The organism is Vibrio sp. TRT 1302, from assembly GCF_050113875.1.
GTDB lineage: Bacteria > Pseudomonadota > Gammaproteobacteria > Enterobacterales > Vibrionaceae > Vibrio.
The window spans coordinates 476,648-493,639 of record NZ_JBNJOF010000001.1; the positions used below are offsets into that span (position 1 = coordinate 476,648).

At 45.3% G+C, this 16,992-nt stretch carries 13 protein-coding genes and 1 tRNA gene; 7 read left to right on the plus strand and 7 right to left on the minus strand.

Going from position 1 to position 16,992, the window contains the following annotated elements:
• Window positions 1-8: 8 nt before the first annotated feature.
• Together ACQEXP_RS02240 and ACQEXP_RS02245 are read left to right on the plus strand one after the other, a co-directional pair.
• On the plus strand, window positions 9-1,409 hold the full coding sequence (locus ACQEXP_RS02240; RefSeq protein WP_426967890.1) for a fructose-specific PTS transporter subunit EIIC: 1,401 nt from the start codon (window positions 9-11) through the stop codon (window positions 1,407-1,409).
• A 259-nt stretch (window positions 1,410-1,668) separates the two neighbouring features.
• Window positions 1,669-3,288, plus strand: coding sequence for a methyl-accepting chemotaxis protein (locus tag ACQEXP_RS02245; protein WP_426967892.1), 1,620 nt, complete (start codon window positions 1,669-1,671; stop codon window positions 3,286-3,288).
• Between the two features lie 66 nt (window positions 3,289-3,354).
• On the opposite strand, the gene ACQEXP_RS02250 is transcribed toward ACQEXP_RS02245, so the two are convergent.
• Together ACQEXP_RS02250 and ACQEXP_RS02255 are read right to left on the minus strand one after the other, a co-directional pair.
• Entirely contained in the window at window positions 3,355-5,091 is a 1,737-nt protein-coding gene (locus ACQEXP_RS02250; RefSeq protein WP_426967894.1) for a methyl-accepting chemotaxis protein, read from the minus strand.
• Between the two features lie 224 nt (window positions 5,092-5,315).
• Window positions 5,316-6,239 carry a LysR family transcriptional regulator gene (locus ACQEXP_RS02255; protein WP_269377238.1) on the minus strand — a complete coding sequence of 308 codons (924 nt, stop codon included), beginning with the start codon at window positions 6,237-6,239 and terminating at the stop codon, window positions 5,316-5,318.
• A 118-nt stretch (window positions 6,240-6,357) separates the two neighbouring features.
• On the opposite strand from ACQEXP_RS02255, the gene ACQEXP_RS02260 reads away from it, so the two are divergent.
• A complete protein-coding gene (locus tag ACQEXP_RS02260; RefSeq protein WP_426967896.1) occupies window positions 6,358-7,026 on the plus strand; it encodes an SDR family oxidoreductase in 669 nt (222 codons plus the stop codon).
• 74 nt (window positions 7,027-7,100) lie between these two features.
• Window positions 7,101-8,294: an MFS transporter gene (locus ACQEXP_RS02265; RefSeq protein WP_426967898.1), complete on the plus strand. Its 1,194-nt coding sequence runs from the start codon at window positions 7,101-7,103 to the stop codon at window positions 8,292-8,294.
• Window positions 8,295-8,693: 399 nt separating this feature from the next.
• On the opposite strand, the gene ACQEXP_RS02270 is transcribed toward ACQEXP_RS02265, so the two are convergent.
• The 4 genes from ACQEXP_RS02270 to ACQEXP_RS02285 are packed head-to-tail and all read right to left on the minus strand — an operon-like array spanning window position 8,694 to window position 13,583.
• Window positions 8,694-10,583 (minus strand): DNA/RNA helicase domain-containing protein, encoded by a 1,890-nt coding sequence (locus tag ACQEXP_RS02270; RefSeq protein ID WP_426967900.1) that lies wholly within the window; start codon window positions 10,581-10,583, stop codon window positions 8,694-8,696.
• 12 nt (window positions 10,584-10,595) lie between these two features.
• Window positions 10,596-10,997 carry a (deoxy)nucleoside triphosphate pyrophosphohydrolase gene (locus ACQEXP_RS02275; protein ID WP_426967902.1) on the minus strand — a complete coding sequence of 134 codons (402 nt, stop codon included), beginning with the start codon at window positions 10,995-10,997 and terminating at the stop codon, window positions 10,596-10,598.
• Entirely contained in the window at window positions 10,994-11,833 is an 840-nt protein-coding gene (locus ACQEXP_RS02280) for an HNH endonuclease (protein ID WP_426967904.1), read from the minus strand. Before ACQEXP_RS02280 ends, ACQEXP_RS02275 begins: the two co-directional genes overlap by 4 nt.
• Window positions 11,834-11,873: 40 nt before the next feature.
• On the minus strand, window positions 11,874-13,583 hold the full coding sequence (locus ACQEXP_RS02285) for a methyltransferase domain-containing protein (protein WP_426967906.1): 1,710 nt from the start codon (window positions 13,581-13,583) through the stop codon (window positions 11,874-11,876).
• A gap of 250 nt (window positions 13,584-13,833) precedes the next feature.
• Between ACQEXP_RS02285 and ACQEXP_RS02290 the strand changes: the two genes are divergently transcribed.
• A complete protein-coding gene (locus ACQEXP_RS02290; protein ID WP_426967908.1) occupies window positions 13,834-14,796 on the plus strand; it encodes a nuclease-related domain-containing protein in 963 nt (320 codons plus the stop codon).
• Between the two features lie 48 nt (window positions 14,797-14,844).
• On the opposite strand, the gene ACQEXP_RS02295 is transcribed toward ACQEXP_RS02290, so the two are convergent.
• Window positions 14,845-14,932 (minus strand) — tRNA-Ser (locus ACQEXP_RS02295).
• Between the two features lie 477 nt (window positions 14,933-15,409).
• On the opposite strand from ACQEXP_RS02295, the gene ACQEXP_RS02300 reads away from it, so the two are divergent.
• Together ACQEXP_RS02300 and ACQEXP_RS02305 are read left to right on the plus strand one after the other, a co-directional pair.
• Window positions 15,410-16,549: a PAAR domain-containing protein gene (locus ACQEXP_RS02300; protein ID WP_426967910.1), complete on the plus strand. Its 1,140-nt coding sequence runs from the start codon at window positions 15,410-15,412 to the stop codon at window positions 16,547-16,549.
• Entirely contained in the window at window positions 16,546-16,959 is a 414-nt protein-coding gene (locus ACQEXP_RS02305) for a hypothetical protein (protein WP_426967912.1), read from the plus strand. Before ACQEXP_RS02300 ends, ACQEXP_RS02305 begins: the two co-directional genes overlap by 4 nt.
• Window positions 16,960-16,992 lie beyond the last annotated feature (33 nt).

Genomic DNA, 16,992 nt, shown 5'->3' on the forward strand with positions numbered 1-16,992 from the left:
TAGTAATTATGAGTACCCTAACAGCTCAAGCTACAAACAATAGCGATTTAAAAAAACTACTTAGTACCATGAAAGGTCACCTTTTATTTGGTACCTCTCACATGCTTCCGTTTATCGTTGCCGGTGGTGTATTGCTGGCACTGGCGGTGATGGCATCAGGTAAAGGTGCGGTTCCTGCTGACGGCTTACTGGCAGATATCTCAAACATCGGTATTAAAGGCTTAGTACTTTTCCCTATCATCCTTGGTGGCTTTATCGGCTACTCCATTGCTGACAAACCAGCCCTTGCACCAGCGATGATCTCTTCTGGCATCATGGCGGATATGGGCGGCGGCTTCCTAGGCTGTATCGTGGCAGGCTTTATCGCCGGTGGTGTGGTGTTCCAACTTAAAAAGATCCCTCTTTCAGCCAACATGACCGCGCTAGGTGCTTACTTTATTTACCCTCTGATTGGTACGCTGGTTTCTGCTGGCATCGTACTATGGGGTATCGGTGAGCCAATTAAGATCTTTATGGCGTCAATGAACGAGTTCTTGGCCTCTATGGCCGGCGCTTCTAAAGTAGTGCTAGGTACCATTCTTGGTGGTATGACAGCGTTCGATATGGGTGGCCCAATCAACAAAGTAGCAACGCTGTTCGCTCAAACTCAAGTAGACACACAACCGTGGCTAATGGGCGGTGTAGGTATCGCAATCTGTACTCCTCCACTAGGTATGGCACTGGCTACTTTCCTATTCAAGAAGAAGTTCACTAAGCAAGAGCAAGAAGCAGGTAAAGCAGCCGCTATCATGGGTTCAATTGGTATCTCTGAAGGTGCTATCCCATTCGCAGCAAACGACCCAATGCGCGTTTTACCATCCATCGTTGCTGGCGGTATCGTAGGTTGTGTGTTTGGCTTCCTCACTGACGTACTGCTGCATGCACCATGGGGCGGTCTGATTACTGCGCCAGTCTCAAGCAACATTCCAATGTACGTGGTCGGTATTGCGCTGGGCTCACTAACGACTGCTCTTATTGTTGGCTTCTGGAAACCTGTCGCTGAAGAAGAGGCGGAAGAGACAGCCGTTGAAGCAACTCCTGCACAAGCACAAGTAGCTCCTGTCGCGGGTGAAGGCGAATACGACATCGTAGCCGTCACATGTTGCCCATCAGGCGTAGCGCATACCTTTATGGCTGCTAAAGCGCTAGAAAAAGCAGGCGCCGCAGCTGGCATCAAGATTAAAGTAGAGACACAAGGACAAAATGGTATTCAGAACCGTATCACTGACCTAGATGTCGCTAACGCAAAATTGGTTATCTTAGCCCACGACATTCAAGTTAAAGACGCGCAACGCTTCGTTAACGCCAACGTGATTGAATGCTCAACGAAAGAAGCGATGAAGAAAGCCGCACAACTGATTCAACACTAATCCATATCCCTCTAAATCGAGCGCCCTAGCAATCTGCTGGGGCCTTTTCATATACGGCATCTGTCGCTATGAGTGATACAAATATCCAGCCCCAAACTCCTAACTCTTTAGTGTTAGTTTGATCTAATGCACCTTATTGATATGCAACGTAATGTAGTCTGCAAAACTATGAGGTCAAACAGCCTCAGTTGATACAAAATTGTTACAGTCACTTCGACACCTACGTCAGTCAAAAGGCTCATTATTTAAAGGGTTCGTCATGAAACTCAGTAATCTTTCAATCAAATCTAAGCTCGCATCGATAGTGGTATTGTCTGCAATCCTTATCGCAATGGCTTGTGCGTACAACCTCATTCAACAGCGTAACTCTTCGTTGCAAGAGCGCGAAAGTAAACTCGGGGCTCAAGTGGAAGCCGTAGTCAGTTTAGCTCAGCACTATTACCAACAACGTCAAGTGCTCGGCAATGATGTGGCTAAACAACAAGCGCTTTCCGCTATTGAATCGCTAAGGTATGACGACAACAACTACTTTTGGATCCTAAACCAAAATCTTACTGTCGTACTCCACCCACTCAAACCTGAACTCAATGGCAAAAGTGCGGAAAACTTTCAAGACGGAGATGGTAAATTTCATTGGCGTGAGATGGTGTCGATTTCTAAAACACCCGCACAAAAAGGTTTTCTCGAGTATCAGTGGAAAAGCCCAGACGGAGAGCTAAAAGATAAAATCTCTTACGTACAACTGTTTCCTGAGTGGAACTGGATTATCGGCTCCGGAATCATGGTTGCCGACATTCAAGAAGCGTTTTATGCCTTGGCGATTAAAGAAGCGATTGTTGCCCTTCTCTTATCTGCGTTACTGTTCGGCATGGGATATATGATTTCCAACAACATTTTGATCCCTCTGCACCGACTGATTGATCACACGCACTTGATTGCCGATGGTGATTTACGAGTTCGTATGAACATGAAGCGTAAAGACGAACTTGGCGATATGAGTAGCCAGATAGATAAAATGATGGACAAACTCCAGTCAACATTACGTACTGCGAATGAGTCTGCGGCTCAATCTAGCACCATGGCATGCCAAATTGCTCAGGCTAGTGAAGAAGCCGCGACCAGTGTCAATTCGCAACACGCTCAACTCGAGTTGCTCTCGACCGCGATGACAGAAATGAGCGCCACCATCTCTGATGTTGCGACCAATGCTGAAAACACCGCAGCGAGCACCAACAAAGTCGTCGACCATGCACACAACAACGACGAGACAATGAAGCGCACTTCAGAGTCAATTGCACATGTGTCTGATAATATCTCTGTCGCGAACGAGCTGGTGCGCGACCTGCAATCTGGCGTCGAAGAGATCAGTAATGTGGTCGGTGTGATTCGAGAGGTGTCTGAGCAAACTAACCTTCTAGCACTTAACGCTGCAATTGAAGCCGCACGAGCGGGTGAACAAGGTCGTGGATTTGCAGTTGTGGCTGATGAAGTCCGTAACCTCGCCAGCCGCACGCAAAACTCAACCAACGAAGTGCAACAGACCATCGAAAAACTCACACGCCAAGCAGAGAAAACCTTCGCTGCGATGCAAACCAGTAATGAGAACGTTGAGGAGAGTGTTCGAGCTTCAGAGGATACACGCAAGCAACTTGATTTAATCGTTGATGAAATGCAAAACGCCAATGATATGGTGGCTCAAATTGCGGCGGCCTCAGAACAGCAAAGCGCTGTTGCGACCGAAATGAATGAAAACGTCACTGGTATCCACTTGGCTGCCAACGAAGTATTGCAAGCCTCTCAGTCGCTTGCGGAAGATAGTCAGTTAATGGCGAATACCGCTGAGCACCTTACCGCGCAACTGAGATACTTTAAGGTTTGATAAGTAGACAGTAACAGATACAAATACGCCATCCGATTGGATGGCGTATTTATTTTTCACTTGCCGCTACTGTACTTTGAATCGCCCCACCAACTGGGATAAATCAACCGACGTATCACGCAACTCTTCACACACCGAGTGGGTCTGACCCGCATTGCTGTTCAGTTGACGAACGATCTCTTGAATCGCTGCCATATTGGTACTGACCTCCCCTGTCACCTGACTCTGCTCCATTGCAGAGGTGGCAATCAAGGTATTCAGATCATTCATCTCAACAACCGCGTTTGTCACTTGATTAAGTGACACCATCACTTGAGTGGTATTCGAGGCGGTCTGCTCACAGCTATGACGGGTTGCATCCATTTCACTCACAACGCTATCCGTGGTATCACGCAGTTTCGCCAGCATTTCGTTGATCTGGGATGTACTGTCTTGAGTTCGAGCGGCCAACGCTCTGACCTCATCGGCCACAACTGCAAAGCCTCTCCCCTGATCTCCAGCTCGTGCAGCCTCGATAGCGGCATTCAGCGCAAGCAAATTCGTCTGCTCAGCAATCTCACCAATAACCTGTAATACACTGCTGATTTGTTTGGTGTCTTCACTCATGGTGCTGGTTACTTGCGACATAGCCGATACTTGATCAACCAGCGCATTCACACTACTAACAGCATTGTTGACGGTTTGCTTAGACTGCTCGGCGAACTGATTCGTGCTTTCGGTCAGCTTCGCGGCATTATCGGCACTCTCTGAAATCGATCTGGCGGTGGCACTCAACTCTTCTATTGCTGTTATTGCCTGTTCCGTTTCCTGCGTATGTTGATCTAAAGTTGCCGCGTTCGACGCCGATTGTTCAGCAATGTTGTGTACCGCACTATCGATCTCTTTGGCTGATTGAGACACATCGACGAACATGTGCTGAAGCTTTTCAATAAACTGATTGATTGACTGCGAGATAACACCTATTTCGTCATTTCGCTCAACGGTTAAGCGCTGGGTTAAATCGCCATTGCCTTGCGACAAGTCTGCGACGACAAGTTGTAAACGTTGCAGTGGCTTGAACGAGTAGTTAATCAACACCACGCTAACGACAATAATGATCGCTGCGCACACCAGCAGTGCCAAGGTGATCAGCCAATTGAGCTTGTCAGTATTACTCTGAATATTATCTAAATCGATGTAACCGATCAGTTGCCAAGATTGGCCTGAGAACTCAACCGAGCGCTGAACAGGAGTGATATTGTCGCCCTGTTTGTTGCTGAACACCGTCACATTGCCGGCGATCAACTCAGCAAAGCTCCCCTTCGCTGCATATTGAGAAATAATGCTGCCAAAATCGTTAAGCTGTAGGGTGAAGAAGTCAACCGAGTCATCGGCACGTTTCACCGAGAAAACCATCACATAACCAGAATCACTTTCAGTCACTGGGCTGATGGTCATCTCCTCGCCTTGGGAATCAGCAAGATCGATAAATACTTGTGCCTCTTCATCACTCATATTACCCGTATCATCGAAGGCGTAGCCATTAACGACTTTCACCACTCGAGCAAAACCACTGTTTTCTTTGGCTTCGGCAATGTCCATCATGCTGAAATTGAGGCTCGAAGCGAGTGAAAGCTTATTGGCTAACTCGGTCTCAAGTTTGGTTTTGATCAAATCAACATTGTGGGTGATATTTTGGCTATCAGACTCTTGAATATAGCGACTGATAAAGTGGTTTACACTGAAGTACGAAGTAGCAATAGTGAGGGTGATTATTGCCACGATAAGCGCAATAATTTTGTTCTTGAATGACAGATTAGTCATAACACTTTACATCCTTAAAAGTGATTACGAGAAAGTACTACACTCCTGCAATACTGAAACAAATTGTAAAGAGTTATTAGTCTAAAGTGAACACAATCCGCTAAAAATAGAGACGCTGAAGGATTAAGCTAATGATTTGGAAGTAAAGTCACTGAACAAAACCATTGAGGTGATCAGCATCAAAAAGACGTCTTTTGCAACACTAACCGCCCTCAGTTAAGCCGCTATTGGGGAAACTGACGATGGAATCGTTCAATCAAGAAATCGATAAACAGGCGTAAGCGCTTAGGTTGATACTGACGACTCTGATAGATGACGTTTAAGTCCGCGCCTGCTTGTGATATCGAGGTATTGAAGTTCTTCATATATCCATTAAGCAGCGTCACTAAACGCTGATGTTTGATATCTTCTTGCACATCAAGAATCGATTTCAGGGCAATTCCGGCGCCATCCAATGCCCATTGACGAATCACCTCCCCATCATCAGAAAATCGTTTTGGTACCACGGTGACAACGTTATGCTGCTGGTCGTCTTGGAAATGCCATGTTTTGAGCTCTTCGCTGCTCCGAACCAAGGCGAGACAATCATGTTGAGCCAGATCCTGTGGCGTTATCGGTGTCCCTCGCTTGGCCAAATACTGTGGTGACGCACATAGAACTCGTCGACTAGAAGCGAGCTTACGCGAGATGAGCGAGCTATCTGCTAATGCCCCATAACGGATAACAATATCGAGCCCAGACTCAGCAATGTTAGATAAGTTATCGTTGAGATAAAGATAAGGAATCACTTCTGGGTATAGCTCACTAAACTCCGACAAGATTGGCGATATGTATTGTTTACCTATATCGCGAGGCGCAGAGATTTTTAGCGTGCCACGTACCTCTGTTGTTCCGGTTTGAAGTAGATTTTCCGTCTCTTTAACGCTGTCGATAATGTCCAGACAAGCTTTGTGATAAAGCGCGCCGGAATCCGTCAACGAAATGTGCCTTGTAGTACGATTGATCAGCTTTACGCCATATCTATCTTCAAGAGACTGCAACCTTGCTGTTACCGTAGCTGGAGATAACCCCAGCTCTCTTCCCGCGGCTGCCAACCCTTGATTCTTAACGATGCTGATAAACAAGGTCATATCAGTAAACTTATCCACGCATGCTCCTTAACTTCATTATTCATAAAAACCGAATAATCAATTCAAATACTAGCCAATTATCAAATTCATTCCAAGCAATATACTGGCTCCATCGAAATCAGATTGGAGAATAACCATGAAAAACGAAAAAACGGTTTATGTTGTGCTTGGCGGAACATCCGGTATTGGAGCCGAACTGGCTCAACAGTTAGAGAACGAGAACAGCATCGTTCACACTGCTAGTCGCAAGACTGGGCTCGATATCAGTGACGAGCAATCGGTCTACCACTATTTCGAGTCTATTGGTGCTATAGACCACCTTATCGTCACCGCTGGCTCATATGCTCCAGCAGGCAAAGTTATTGATGTCGAAATTTCACAAGCTAAGTACGCTTTCGACACCAAATTTTGGGGCGCGATCAACGCCGCTAAACACGGTGCTCGCTACATCAAGAAAGGCGGCTCAATCACACTGACATCGGGCATGTTGTCACGAAAGGTTGTCGCTAACACCTATGTCAAAGCCGCCATTAATGCAGCCATCGAAGCGACAACAAAAGTCATGGCGAAAGAATTGGCTCCGATACGAGTCAATGCTATCAGCCCTGGGCTAACCAAAACCGATGCCTACAGTGGTATGAACGAAGCTGACAGAAATGCCATGTACGAACGCAACCAAAGCAGCCTGCCTACTGGCAAAGTTGGCGAAGCCAGTGACATAGCAAAAGCATACCGTTTGGTCATTGAAAACACCTACATGACCGGCACTGTGGTTGACGTCGATGGCGGCGCACTGCTTGGCTAACCCTTTATGACCACTGGCGTCTTGCTCTTCGCTCGACGTCAGTCGCTTCCAACTCTATTTAAATAGGTTCTCCGATGAAAAATGAAAAAATGCCGCTTCAGGTATGGATTTTGACACTTGCCGCTTTTGCCATTGGCACTGCTGAATTTGTCATTGCTGGTATTCTTCCTCAACTCGCCTACTCACTTGATATCACCGAGGGGCAAGCGGGCTACTTAATCAGTGCTTACGCACTGGCGATTGTGTTTGGTGGCCCTGTACTAACGATTTACTTAGCGCGCTTTAATAAAAAATCTGTGCTGGCTGGGTTAATGGTGTTGTTTATCCTTGGTAACTTGATGTCTGCTTTTGCACCTAACTACTTTGTGCTGATGGTTAGCCGAGTGATTACGGGCTTAGTTCAGGGGCCTTTTTATGGCATTGGCGCTGTGGTGGCGACCAATTTGGTTAGTGAAAAAATGGCTGGGCGCGCAGTAGGACAAATGTTTGCAGGCTTAACGTTAGCTAACGTATTGGGCGTACCTGGCGGCACTTGGATTGGCTTACAATTCGGCTGGCACACCACATTTTTGACCGTTGCTGCATTTGGCATTATCGCACTGGTGTTTATTACCTCTGTGATTCAATCAAGCGGCCACGGCGAAGCCAAAGATGTGAAAGCGCAGCTAACTGCATTCAAAAATCCAATGCTATTGATTAGCTTAGCCATTACGGTATTTGCGTGGTCGGGCTTTATGACTTTGTATGGCTACATCGCACCAATCGCCACACACATTACGGGTTTTGGCGACAATGCAGTGACTTGGATTCTGGTCGTTATTGGTGTTGGTCTAATTATTGGTAACACAATGGGTGGACGCTCATCTGATAAAAACCTACAAAAAGCATCAATGTTTTGGGCCATCGCTATGATTGTTACCCTGCTACTTGTGGGACTGACCTTAGATAACAAGGTGCTGTTCGTCATCGCGACCTTTGTATTTGGTATCGCATCTTTTGCCAATGTCCCAGCGATGCAACTTAGAGTAATGAATCATGGTGGCGAGGGACAAGAACTGGCCGCAACCGCCAATATCTCTGCCTTTAACTTAGCCAATGCTTTTGGTGGTTTCTTAGGGGGTATGGTTCTCGACAGCCATATGGGTGCCAGCATGATCCCATACGCCGCCATCTTTGTTCCTGTGATTGGTTTGCTGTTTATTGCCAAAGCCAACCGTAAAGAAAACGAGTCAGCTGAGCTAGCGCTAAGGTTGGGTCGCCAGCAATAAGAGGCCTAGCGGCTGTCTTTAAATCACAAAGGCCTGTTCTCACAGGCCTTTGATGTGGAAGCCAGATCGAATCTGTATCGGTTTTTGTTGTTACATGATAACGGCTTCCCACATCAGTTGGAGCCACAAACTCGGTTTGGGACAGCCCCGTCAAAGCTCATTGTGTAAACCTCCCTTAAACTAGTGGCATACCATTTTAGAGTTCTTCGGCTTAGACTGAGCATAGAAGTAGCTTCTCTTTATTCGGCCTCGGGGATTCTGCTATCAAAGAATTTAATGGTTGGTACTATCCTAACAAGTACCCAATTTGGAATAAGAAATCTGACAGAGCTTTAGAGATACTAGGGTTTGGATGAGTAAAAAGACAATCACCACCAGCTTCTGCTGGTGGTGATTATGTTATAAAATTTTCATGCCACAAGACTTCAAATATCCATATGTTTCCTGATCATCACATTTAATCACTAACCCACTACGTCCACGGCTAAGTAACACTCTATAGCTACCCTCTGTGTAATGTTCGTACTGACGCTGATCAGCCACCACCAGTTTTCCGTTGCGATAGACCATATCCTGCCCCCAGTTAAACAGAGCAAGTGATAGTTCTAAACCTTGACAACTAAACTCAGTGCAAGCCGCATCAAATCGGCAACATGAATTTTCAGAGCTCGGCGGCTCAACGTACCAAGGTCCAATATGTTTGCCTGGCTTGAATTTGTCTTTCTGGACTTCCTCAATAAACTTGCCACCTTGGCTAGACATCAACCAGCCTGTTCTAAAGGCATCTTGAAGCTTGTTTCCTTCGTGCATAGTTTGTTGTACACCCAGAGCATAATTTTCAGCAGTTTGCTGGTTTTGAGTCAGTCGCAATGGGTAGTTAGCCTGAATTTCTAAAGCAACTTTTTGTGCTTGGTCAGGATTGTTAGATAGGACCGCTTCAATCCACTTATCTAAACTTTCCGTATAGGCTTGCCGAATAGGTGTTTTAAGGTTATACACATCTTTCTTGAGTGGCGTAATGAGCCGCATTTTACCGGCGTGAAGCGATGGCATAATGGGGACGACTTTGCCGTTTTGCTCCCTCACCGCATAGTCTAGATCGGCTAACATTTGATCTAGCTGCATTTCTTTGTTGTGGATAGCTTGTCCATCACCAACTAGTAGTACTAGAACCCCAAACTGCTGATTAGCTAGCCAATCACAACATAGCCTCAAATCCGATTTATCCTTCGAAACTTGCCCCCAAGCTCGTTGTGCTTCATCAAATACGACAAAGGTTTCTTGTCGAGAGTAAACAGACTCTTTGATGGCATTCTTAAAAACGTACAAGTTCTCAATCATGATTCGACCATCAATAATCTGATCTGAAATCTGTTTACCTACCTCTTTGCCACTGTAATCTAGTGTATGTTGCAGAACCTGAACTAAAGGTTTATTACCGGAAAGAAAAATAGGTTCACTCTTTTTTGCACTATCGCTACGCGCAATTTCCGCAACAGAACTAATGCCCAGTAGAGTCTTACCGGCACCAGGGCGCCCATGAACGACAACAACATATCTTTGCTGCTTATTCCTAGCATGCTGATAAAGCTTTAACAGTGCCGCACGTGCCTGGTCAATATTTTCACCAGCCGAGGTTTTTAGCGTAGGTATTTTAGCATCGAAAAAGACCTGAGCAGTGCCATGCAATATGCTTGGCTGGCGATAAAACTCACCTTTTGCCCACTGGAGTACATTATAGTAACTAGGTTTACTTAATGACGTTATAAGCTGTGAAGCTAACTGGGGAGCCAGACCATCATCTGCGATGTCACACACAACGTTTGGGTGTTGGAACGGCTTGGCACCAGGTTTGGTGAGAACAACAAAGCCATGACCGACTAGGTCGATAGATTCACTGTGATAGCGTCGCATTGTTTGCAAATCAGAGTTTGCTCGAAGAATTTCGTATTCAGAGGCTTCTTGCTTGTGTTTGAACTCGACTACAAACAATTCGCCAGTTGGAGTAACTAGGTTAACATCCGCCGCTCGTTTTCCGCCTTCACCAATCAATTCTTGTTCAAAGGCTATCCAGCATTTGTCTGGTTCTACTTGAGTTTCTGCAATAACGTGATTAAGGGTAGTCGTCATTACATCGTATTCAGTTTTCCATGCGTAGCGTTGCGCAGGATCGAGCTCTTGCGTCCAACTCAAACCACGATGGAAAGATACTAACGACTCTAGAAAACTAGCTTTGTCTGTAGAAAGAAAGTCTTGCCAAGTCCCATCCCAGCCTGCTTTTAGGTTCATTTTGGTAATCCTTCAGAACGTAGACTGTAGTTTTTCAACGGCCGGTATATCAGCCGCAGCCCAATCAACATCCCAAAGTTGGTCTTTGGATAACCAGCGAGAGTCAATATGTTCCGTAAGTTCAAGTTCGCGCGTTGGTACCTCGATAAGAAAACAATGCATGGTGATATCAAAATCAGGGTAGCTATGCTCAATCGTCAACAAAAACTGTGGTTCAGTAACGGCAATTCTTAACTCTTCGTCTAGCTCCCTTGTAATCGCTGTAACGAGCGTTTCGCCTGCTTCTACCTTACCGCCAGGGAACTCCCATTTTTCACTAACATAATTCAGCTTCGATGGCGCTCTTTGTACGGCTAGAAAATCACCTTTGTTTCTCAATACAGCCGCGACGACTTCAATGTGTTTCTTGATCACTGAGTTTGCTCTTCTAATAATTTATTGATGCGGGCCTGTAAGGCTTGGACATCCTTTACGTTATCGACGATGTGCATTTTCTTGTGGCAATTGGGGCACAATGCGACTGTGTTTTTCGCCGTATCTTCACCACCTTTGGAAAGCCAAACGATATGATGAGTCTCGAGATAAGGCTCGCCTTTAGCGTTTTTGAATGGCGCCGGTTGTAAACAAAGTTGGCATTGGCCTTTAGCTAGGCGTTTAGCCAATTCTGCTACCCAAATATTTCGCTCATAGTTGGTGGATTGCTGTTGGTACCGTGTCGCGGTTTTTCCACCTTTCTCCGCCAAAGACCGCAATTCCTCAAGCGTCATCCTCTTGGCCTTGCGAGTTCGGACGACCTCAACGCTATCTCTATCCTCTTTTCTAACCTGGCGCTCACCCGTAACAAGTTTTAGAGGGAAGATATATGCCTTTCTTGGATTACCTTGTTCATCATCTTGTATTTCCGAGTACGGTTCACCGCCAAGAACGACTTCGCCAACATAGGTGTATTCTTGGTCCTTAAATACCTCAAACAAGTGAACAGAGACGCCATTCGTTCTCGATTCGGCCAAGGTTTTGTTTTGCTGGAACGTTAGGCTTTGATCCCCCTTAGTCCCCATGCCTGTATAGTGGAGAACACCATCAACCCATCGATCGTCATAGATCGACTTGATGTGATTCGAGACAATGACCAACGTATTAGTTTTATGCGCACGACGCATACCACCTTGTGGGCTGCAACCGAATGTTTCGCACAACTCGATGTTGTCTAATTTTGTGCCTAGGGCGGGTAGTGGCATTTCAACCATCATATATTTCTGTTCTGTACCGTTGTTAGTGTCCTAGCAACCATTACCATTCCGAAACCAACAAGCGGGCTTTCACCCCTTTCACTTGCAAGCCCATTGCTTCAAACACTTCTTCAAAGTCATCACAATGGGGAGGCAGGTTTGGTAAAGAGAGGATCGCTTGATTAAAAAATCGTTGTTGGTATAGAGAATTACTGCCCCACGCAATCTGCCACCACTGCAAGATTCGTTCGCGAGATTCCACTAAGCGTTGAGCCTTTGGAACGCGATCGCTTTTACTTCGATTTTGTTTTGAGGTAGTAGGAAGGAGGTTCCACTTGTCGTTGTTCGGCCAGTAAGTAAAAGGTAGACAGTGATCCACATCGTATTGGCGCATTAGCGGAGTACTATCCCAAACATTTGGAATCTCAGTGCCTTGTGCTCGCAGCTCATCAACACGTTTACGGACTTCGCGCGTGTCACGTGATGAATCGAACCAAACAAGGCAATCATGGTAAGTCTGTAGGGAAATGTTTCGCTCTCGATTCAGTTTAAAACGTTGCATTTCCTTTATCCATTGGTTGACCACCAAAGGCTCTATCCAAGCGCAATAAAGCCTGAAACAATCCCAAAGCTTTTCGTCTAAAACGAACTGACCGAACCCGGCAAAAAACTCGCTATCTAATACAATCGCATCAGAAGATTTTCTACGCTTTTTTTCTGGCTCTATTTGAAACAGCTTATTGTTCTTATCGCCTTGATAGATAAAGGTCACGGGCCCAGCTTTGATAGTGCTTAACGTCTGAGTAAACAGTTTCTGAATTGCAATGGCCTCTTCTCCGATAAAGAGTGAACCAATAGCTAGATCGTCGGCAGAAAGGTGCTTGAGCCTATTCCAGCCATCGTCTTTGACAAAGCGTAATCCCTTGTTCGAATTGGAGTTTTGTTGAATTCCTGCCCCTGCAATATCAACGTCGATAAGACGCTTAAATTGCCTTACCCAATACAAGGCAACAAGGCCGGCAGAAATACTGACTTTGCCATCTGTTCTATCCAAAACGGCGCCAGGATGTGCATCAGCGATACGGAGCATTGTTCTTAACAAAGCCAGCTTATAGGTCGCTGATTTACTGTCATTAACAATGATACGGCGAACCGTATTCAGACTACCTGAACTATCATCAGGTGAACTCATCACCACGGTCTGCCATGAGACATCTGCCCTTTGAAGGCCATCATCACTATCTGATACAAGTACGGGAGTTAACGAGTAATCTTTTGATAACTTTTCCAGTTCTACCGCAGAAACCGGATAACCTACACGACTGTCTGTAAACGAGCCATGACGTAAGCTAATCACTAGCTTTCCATTTGGAGACAACAGATTAGATAGCTTGCGAAAGGCTCTCTCACGTGCAGAGGGAGCCAGATGCATCCAGACAGCACTGACGAGGATAACGTCAAAACGTATCCCGAGGCTTTCAACTTTGCTCATTGTGGGCAATGAGTCGTTTAGCCAAGTGACTTCTGAAGTTGTACCGTTCTTACCGATTTGACGTAATGCATCATTAGGCTCAACAGCAAACACTTCACAGCCTCGGTCACTCATCCACCTTGCATCTCTTCCAGATCCAGCGCCAACATCCAAAACTACATCACCCGATTTAGGCCAATATTCAGTCCAAGACTGGTGGACAGATTCAAATTCTAGGGAATCGTATTGTTGAGCTAGCTTTGTGGCATTTTTGTCGTAAAAAGAAATAGTTGCGGACATATATCAAACCATGCATCACTGTCCCTGTATGATATACGGCTCGGTTGCATAAGGCGATAAAGTATTAGAAATGAATTAGATTCTGTGATGAAAATCTTATACCAAGGCCATTCGCAGAACTCTGAACGCCGTAAATCTAGTGTGATGTTTAAGCGCCTACTCTGATCACAAATCAAGCATATGTTGCTCTCGAATAACTCCACTACCGATACGAGCGTGGTAGCATAAAAAGAAAAATAAAGGCTTAGCAATGATAGTTAAAGATAAAGACCTCTCTACTCCAAATAACTATAAGAAAAGAATCGGTGATGAGGTTGAGAATAACGTCGCTTTTTATTTAAAACGTCAATTTTCAGAGCAGAGTAAAGTACTGATCTTCCATGATTTTCGTTTCGAACATAAGGGAGAAGTCGCCCAGATAGACCACTTAGTCGTCTACAGAAAAGGCTTTATTATCATTGAGTCAAAGTCCATCAAAGGCACTGTTACAGTCAACGAGCAGTTAGAATGGCAGAGGACTGTCCGCGGACAATGGGTGGGTATGCCTTCTCCAATTACTCAAGCTTCACTGCAAGCTAAACTGCTTAAAAGTTTGTTGAATGACAATGCCAAATTGTTACTAGCTAAAGTGCTTGGGCTACAAGGCTATTTTGGCGGGCGCTGCTGGAACACCCTATTCGCAGCATCGAATGATGCGATCATTGACCGAGCCCATATCCCGTCCAAACTTTCGAAACAGATAGTGAAAGCAGAAGGGGTCTCGGTACGCGTCGAAGAGTTAATCTCTAGCAACGGTAGACTTTTTAATACCAATCCATCATTCACAGATAACGAGCTAAACAACATAAAGTATTTTTTGATTGCTGCACATAAGCCAGCAGTCAAAAGTGACATGAGCAAATTGGGATTGGTACCCGATGCATGTTCTCAGCCATCAAAACAATACACCCATCCACCTCAAGAAAATACAAGTTCCTCTGCCCATTTTGGTGTTACCTGCAAACAATGTTCAAGCGCAAACACAATCCCCAAATATGGGAAATTCGGGTATTACGTTAACTGCTGTGATTGCAATGCAAACACTTCAATGAAGCTCTCTTGCCAGCGGTGTGGTAACAGAAATACAAGGGTGTCTAAACGAAAACAGATCTACACAGTAAGTTGCGATTGCGGCCATCAAACTCAATTTGTGTACACTGCTGCTATCTTGTAGAACCTTCAGATATGAAAAAAGGCCTGATAAATCAGACCTCTTAGAATGTGGCGGTGAGTGAGAGATTCGAACTCTCGATACGTTGCCGTATACACACTTTCCAGGCGTGCTCCTTCAGCCACTCGGACAACTCACCGTATTGTAGGTTGGTTTCGTTAACCAACGAGGCGCTAATTTAATGATTCTATTAAGTTAGGTCAAGCCCAATCCCTAAAAAAAGCGCTGTTGTTGGCCTGTTTGCTCACTTACTGGCTAATTCGTTCATGATTACTCCAATTTAGGCTGTTGCTATCAGCTGAGTATTGCCATTTTCTGTTGCCAATACTCGCTTCAAATTCTCCTTTCAGAATTCATCTTGTCGCCACAAATCGCTTTCACAGATGGCAGCTATTCGATTTTTTGATGCAATTTTGATACTTACCCGCAGAGACCTTCTGCCCACTAAAAAGTACGCATCTTTTCCATTTACAAACCTTTGTGAATAAGTCCCTCTTTTTAACTTATCCAAAAAAGTAATAGCACGATCCTTGCGGCATACGTCGCTGAATTGAAAAAACATTTATCGCTTTATCGGCCCAAATTTACTCATCAATCTGCGTGTAGGGAACGAGATATGAAGTTTGTAATGAAAGGAACGCCCACCTCAACCGGTGGTGTCGTTCTTGAAGGCCATGAATCGGTTCTTGTCGCTGGTAAGCCAGGAACTTCCATCTATCAAATGGGCTCTTGTCGTTCAGGGCGACCTGAGTGTAAAGGCGTTGGTATGATCGTGCCAGTCAGTGGCAAGAACAACGTAAACTTACCCGATGGACATCAGGCGTGCGTTCACGGTGATAGAATTCTTTGCGGCTGCGACGATAACTACATTCTCGAACCAGACCACAGTTTACATATTGGAGTCTATCCGGACCCTACCCTAGAAGCAAAAACACAAGCGCAGATTCAATCCGCACAAAGAGATGCAGCCGCGAGGAAGGCACAAAGTCAGCAAGCTTTCCTTGCATCAAGCTCAAATGAATCCAGTCGAGTCAAATTACACGCAAACAACGCCTATTGGCCTCCTTACAATCCACTCGCCCAAGAAGGAGAAAAGCAACTAGAGGTGGAATACATCACCCCTATTACCAGCATAGCGGTATTGTCTTTAGAAGAGGCTCAAGAGATGTATGCCTCAGCAGGTGGCAAGGAGTTGATTGACAATGTTAGGGACTATTCAGGATTGAGCAAAGGCATCTCTGAAGCTTATGTGACAGCAAAAGGTTTGGGAGGGCTTGGTGTCAAAGCGACAACCAAGATCATCAATGGCAAAGAGTGGATCATTATTCGCGATTTTCGTCGCCACCAGCAAACCCTGATGAAGGGCAATAAATGGAGCGCCAACAACCCAAGAGTGGTTCAAGCGGGTTTAGGGCTAAATAATCTTAAAGGGGCGACTCGTTTTGTCAGATTTAATGCCGGTATCGAGATTGCCTTCTCTATGGGTGTTAATACGGCAGATTTTATTCTCAGAGATGAAGCAACGCTGGCAGAATTTGTCGGCAACTCAGCAGGTGATTTGGTTAAAGGGGTAATGGCATTGGGGGGCGCAGCCCTAATAACTAGCGCAATTTTTCCTGCATCAGTAGGCGTTATGATAACTGGGATGTTTTATGCTGGTATTTCATTTTACTTGGGAGAAAAAATCGACACAGTAGACGAACACTATGGCTTTTCTAATGATCTTATTAACAAAATTGAGGCATATCTCAAGTGAATTGCATTCGAATACTGCTTAGTCTTTTAGTCACTACTGGTGCGTATTTTCAAGTCAACCAGCAGATTACAAGTGCTCTATCTGACGAAAGTAAAATTGTAGTCGATGGTCTATTAAATATATGGGCCAGTTACGCCATGCTGTTGATGTGTCCATATTTGGCTTTAGATGCAGCGAAAAAACAACTTGCGCTGAGATTTCCGATTGGCGAAATAAATCGAGTACTTTTAGTTATGGGGGCAATTATCGCTCCGCTCTTGGCCATCGGAACCTACGTTCAATCCAAAACCAATGTGGCTGATTACATCGAGTGCAAGAGTGAGCGTAAGCTTTCTAGCCGCTACTCTAGCCGCACCTATGTGCAGACTGAAGAACTGTGTTTGGCGCTCAAAAATAAAGACGCTCGTTAGCGTCTTTATTTATCGATCTTAGAATGAAGCGGT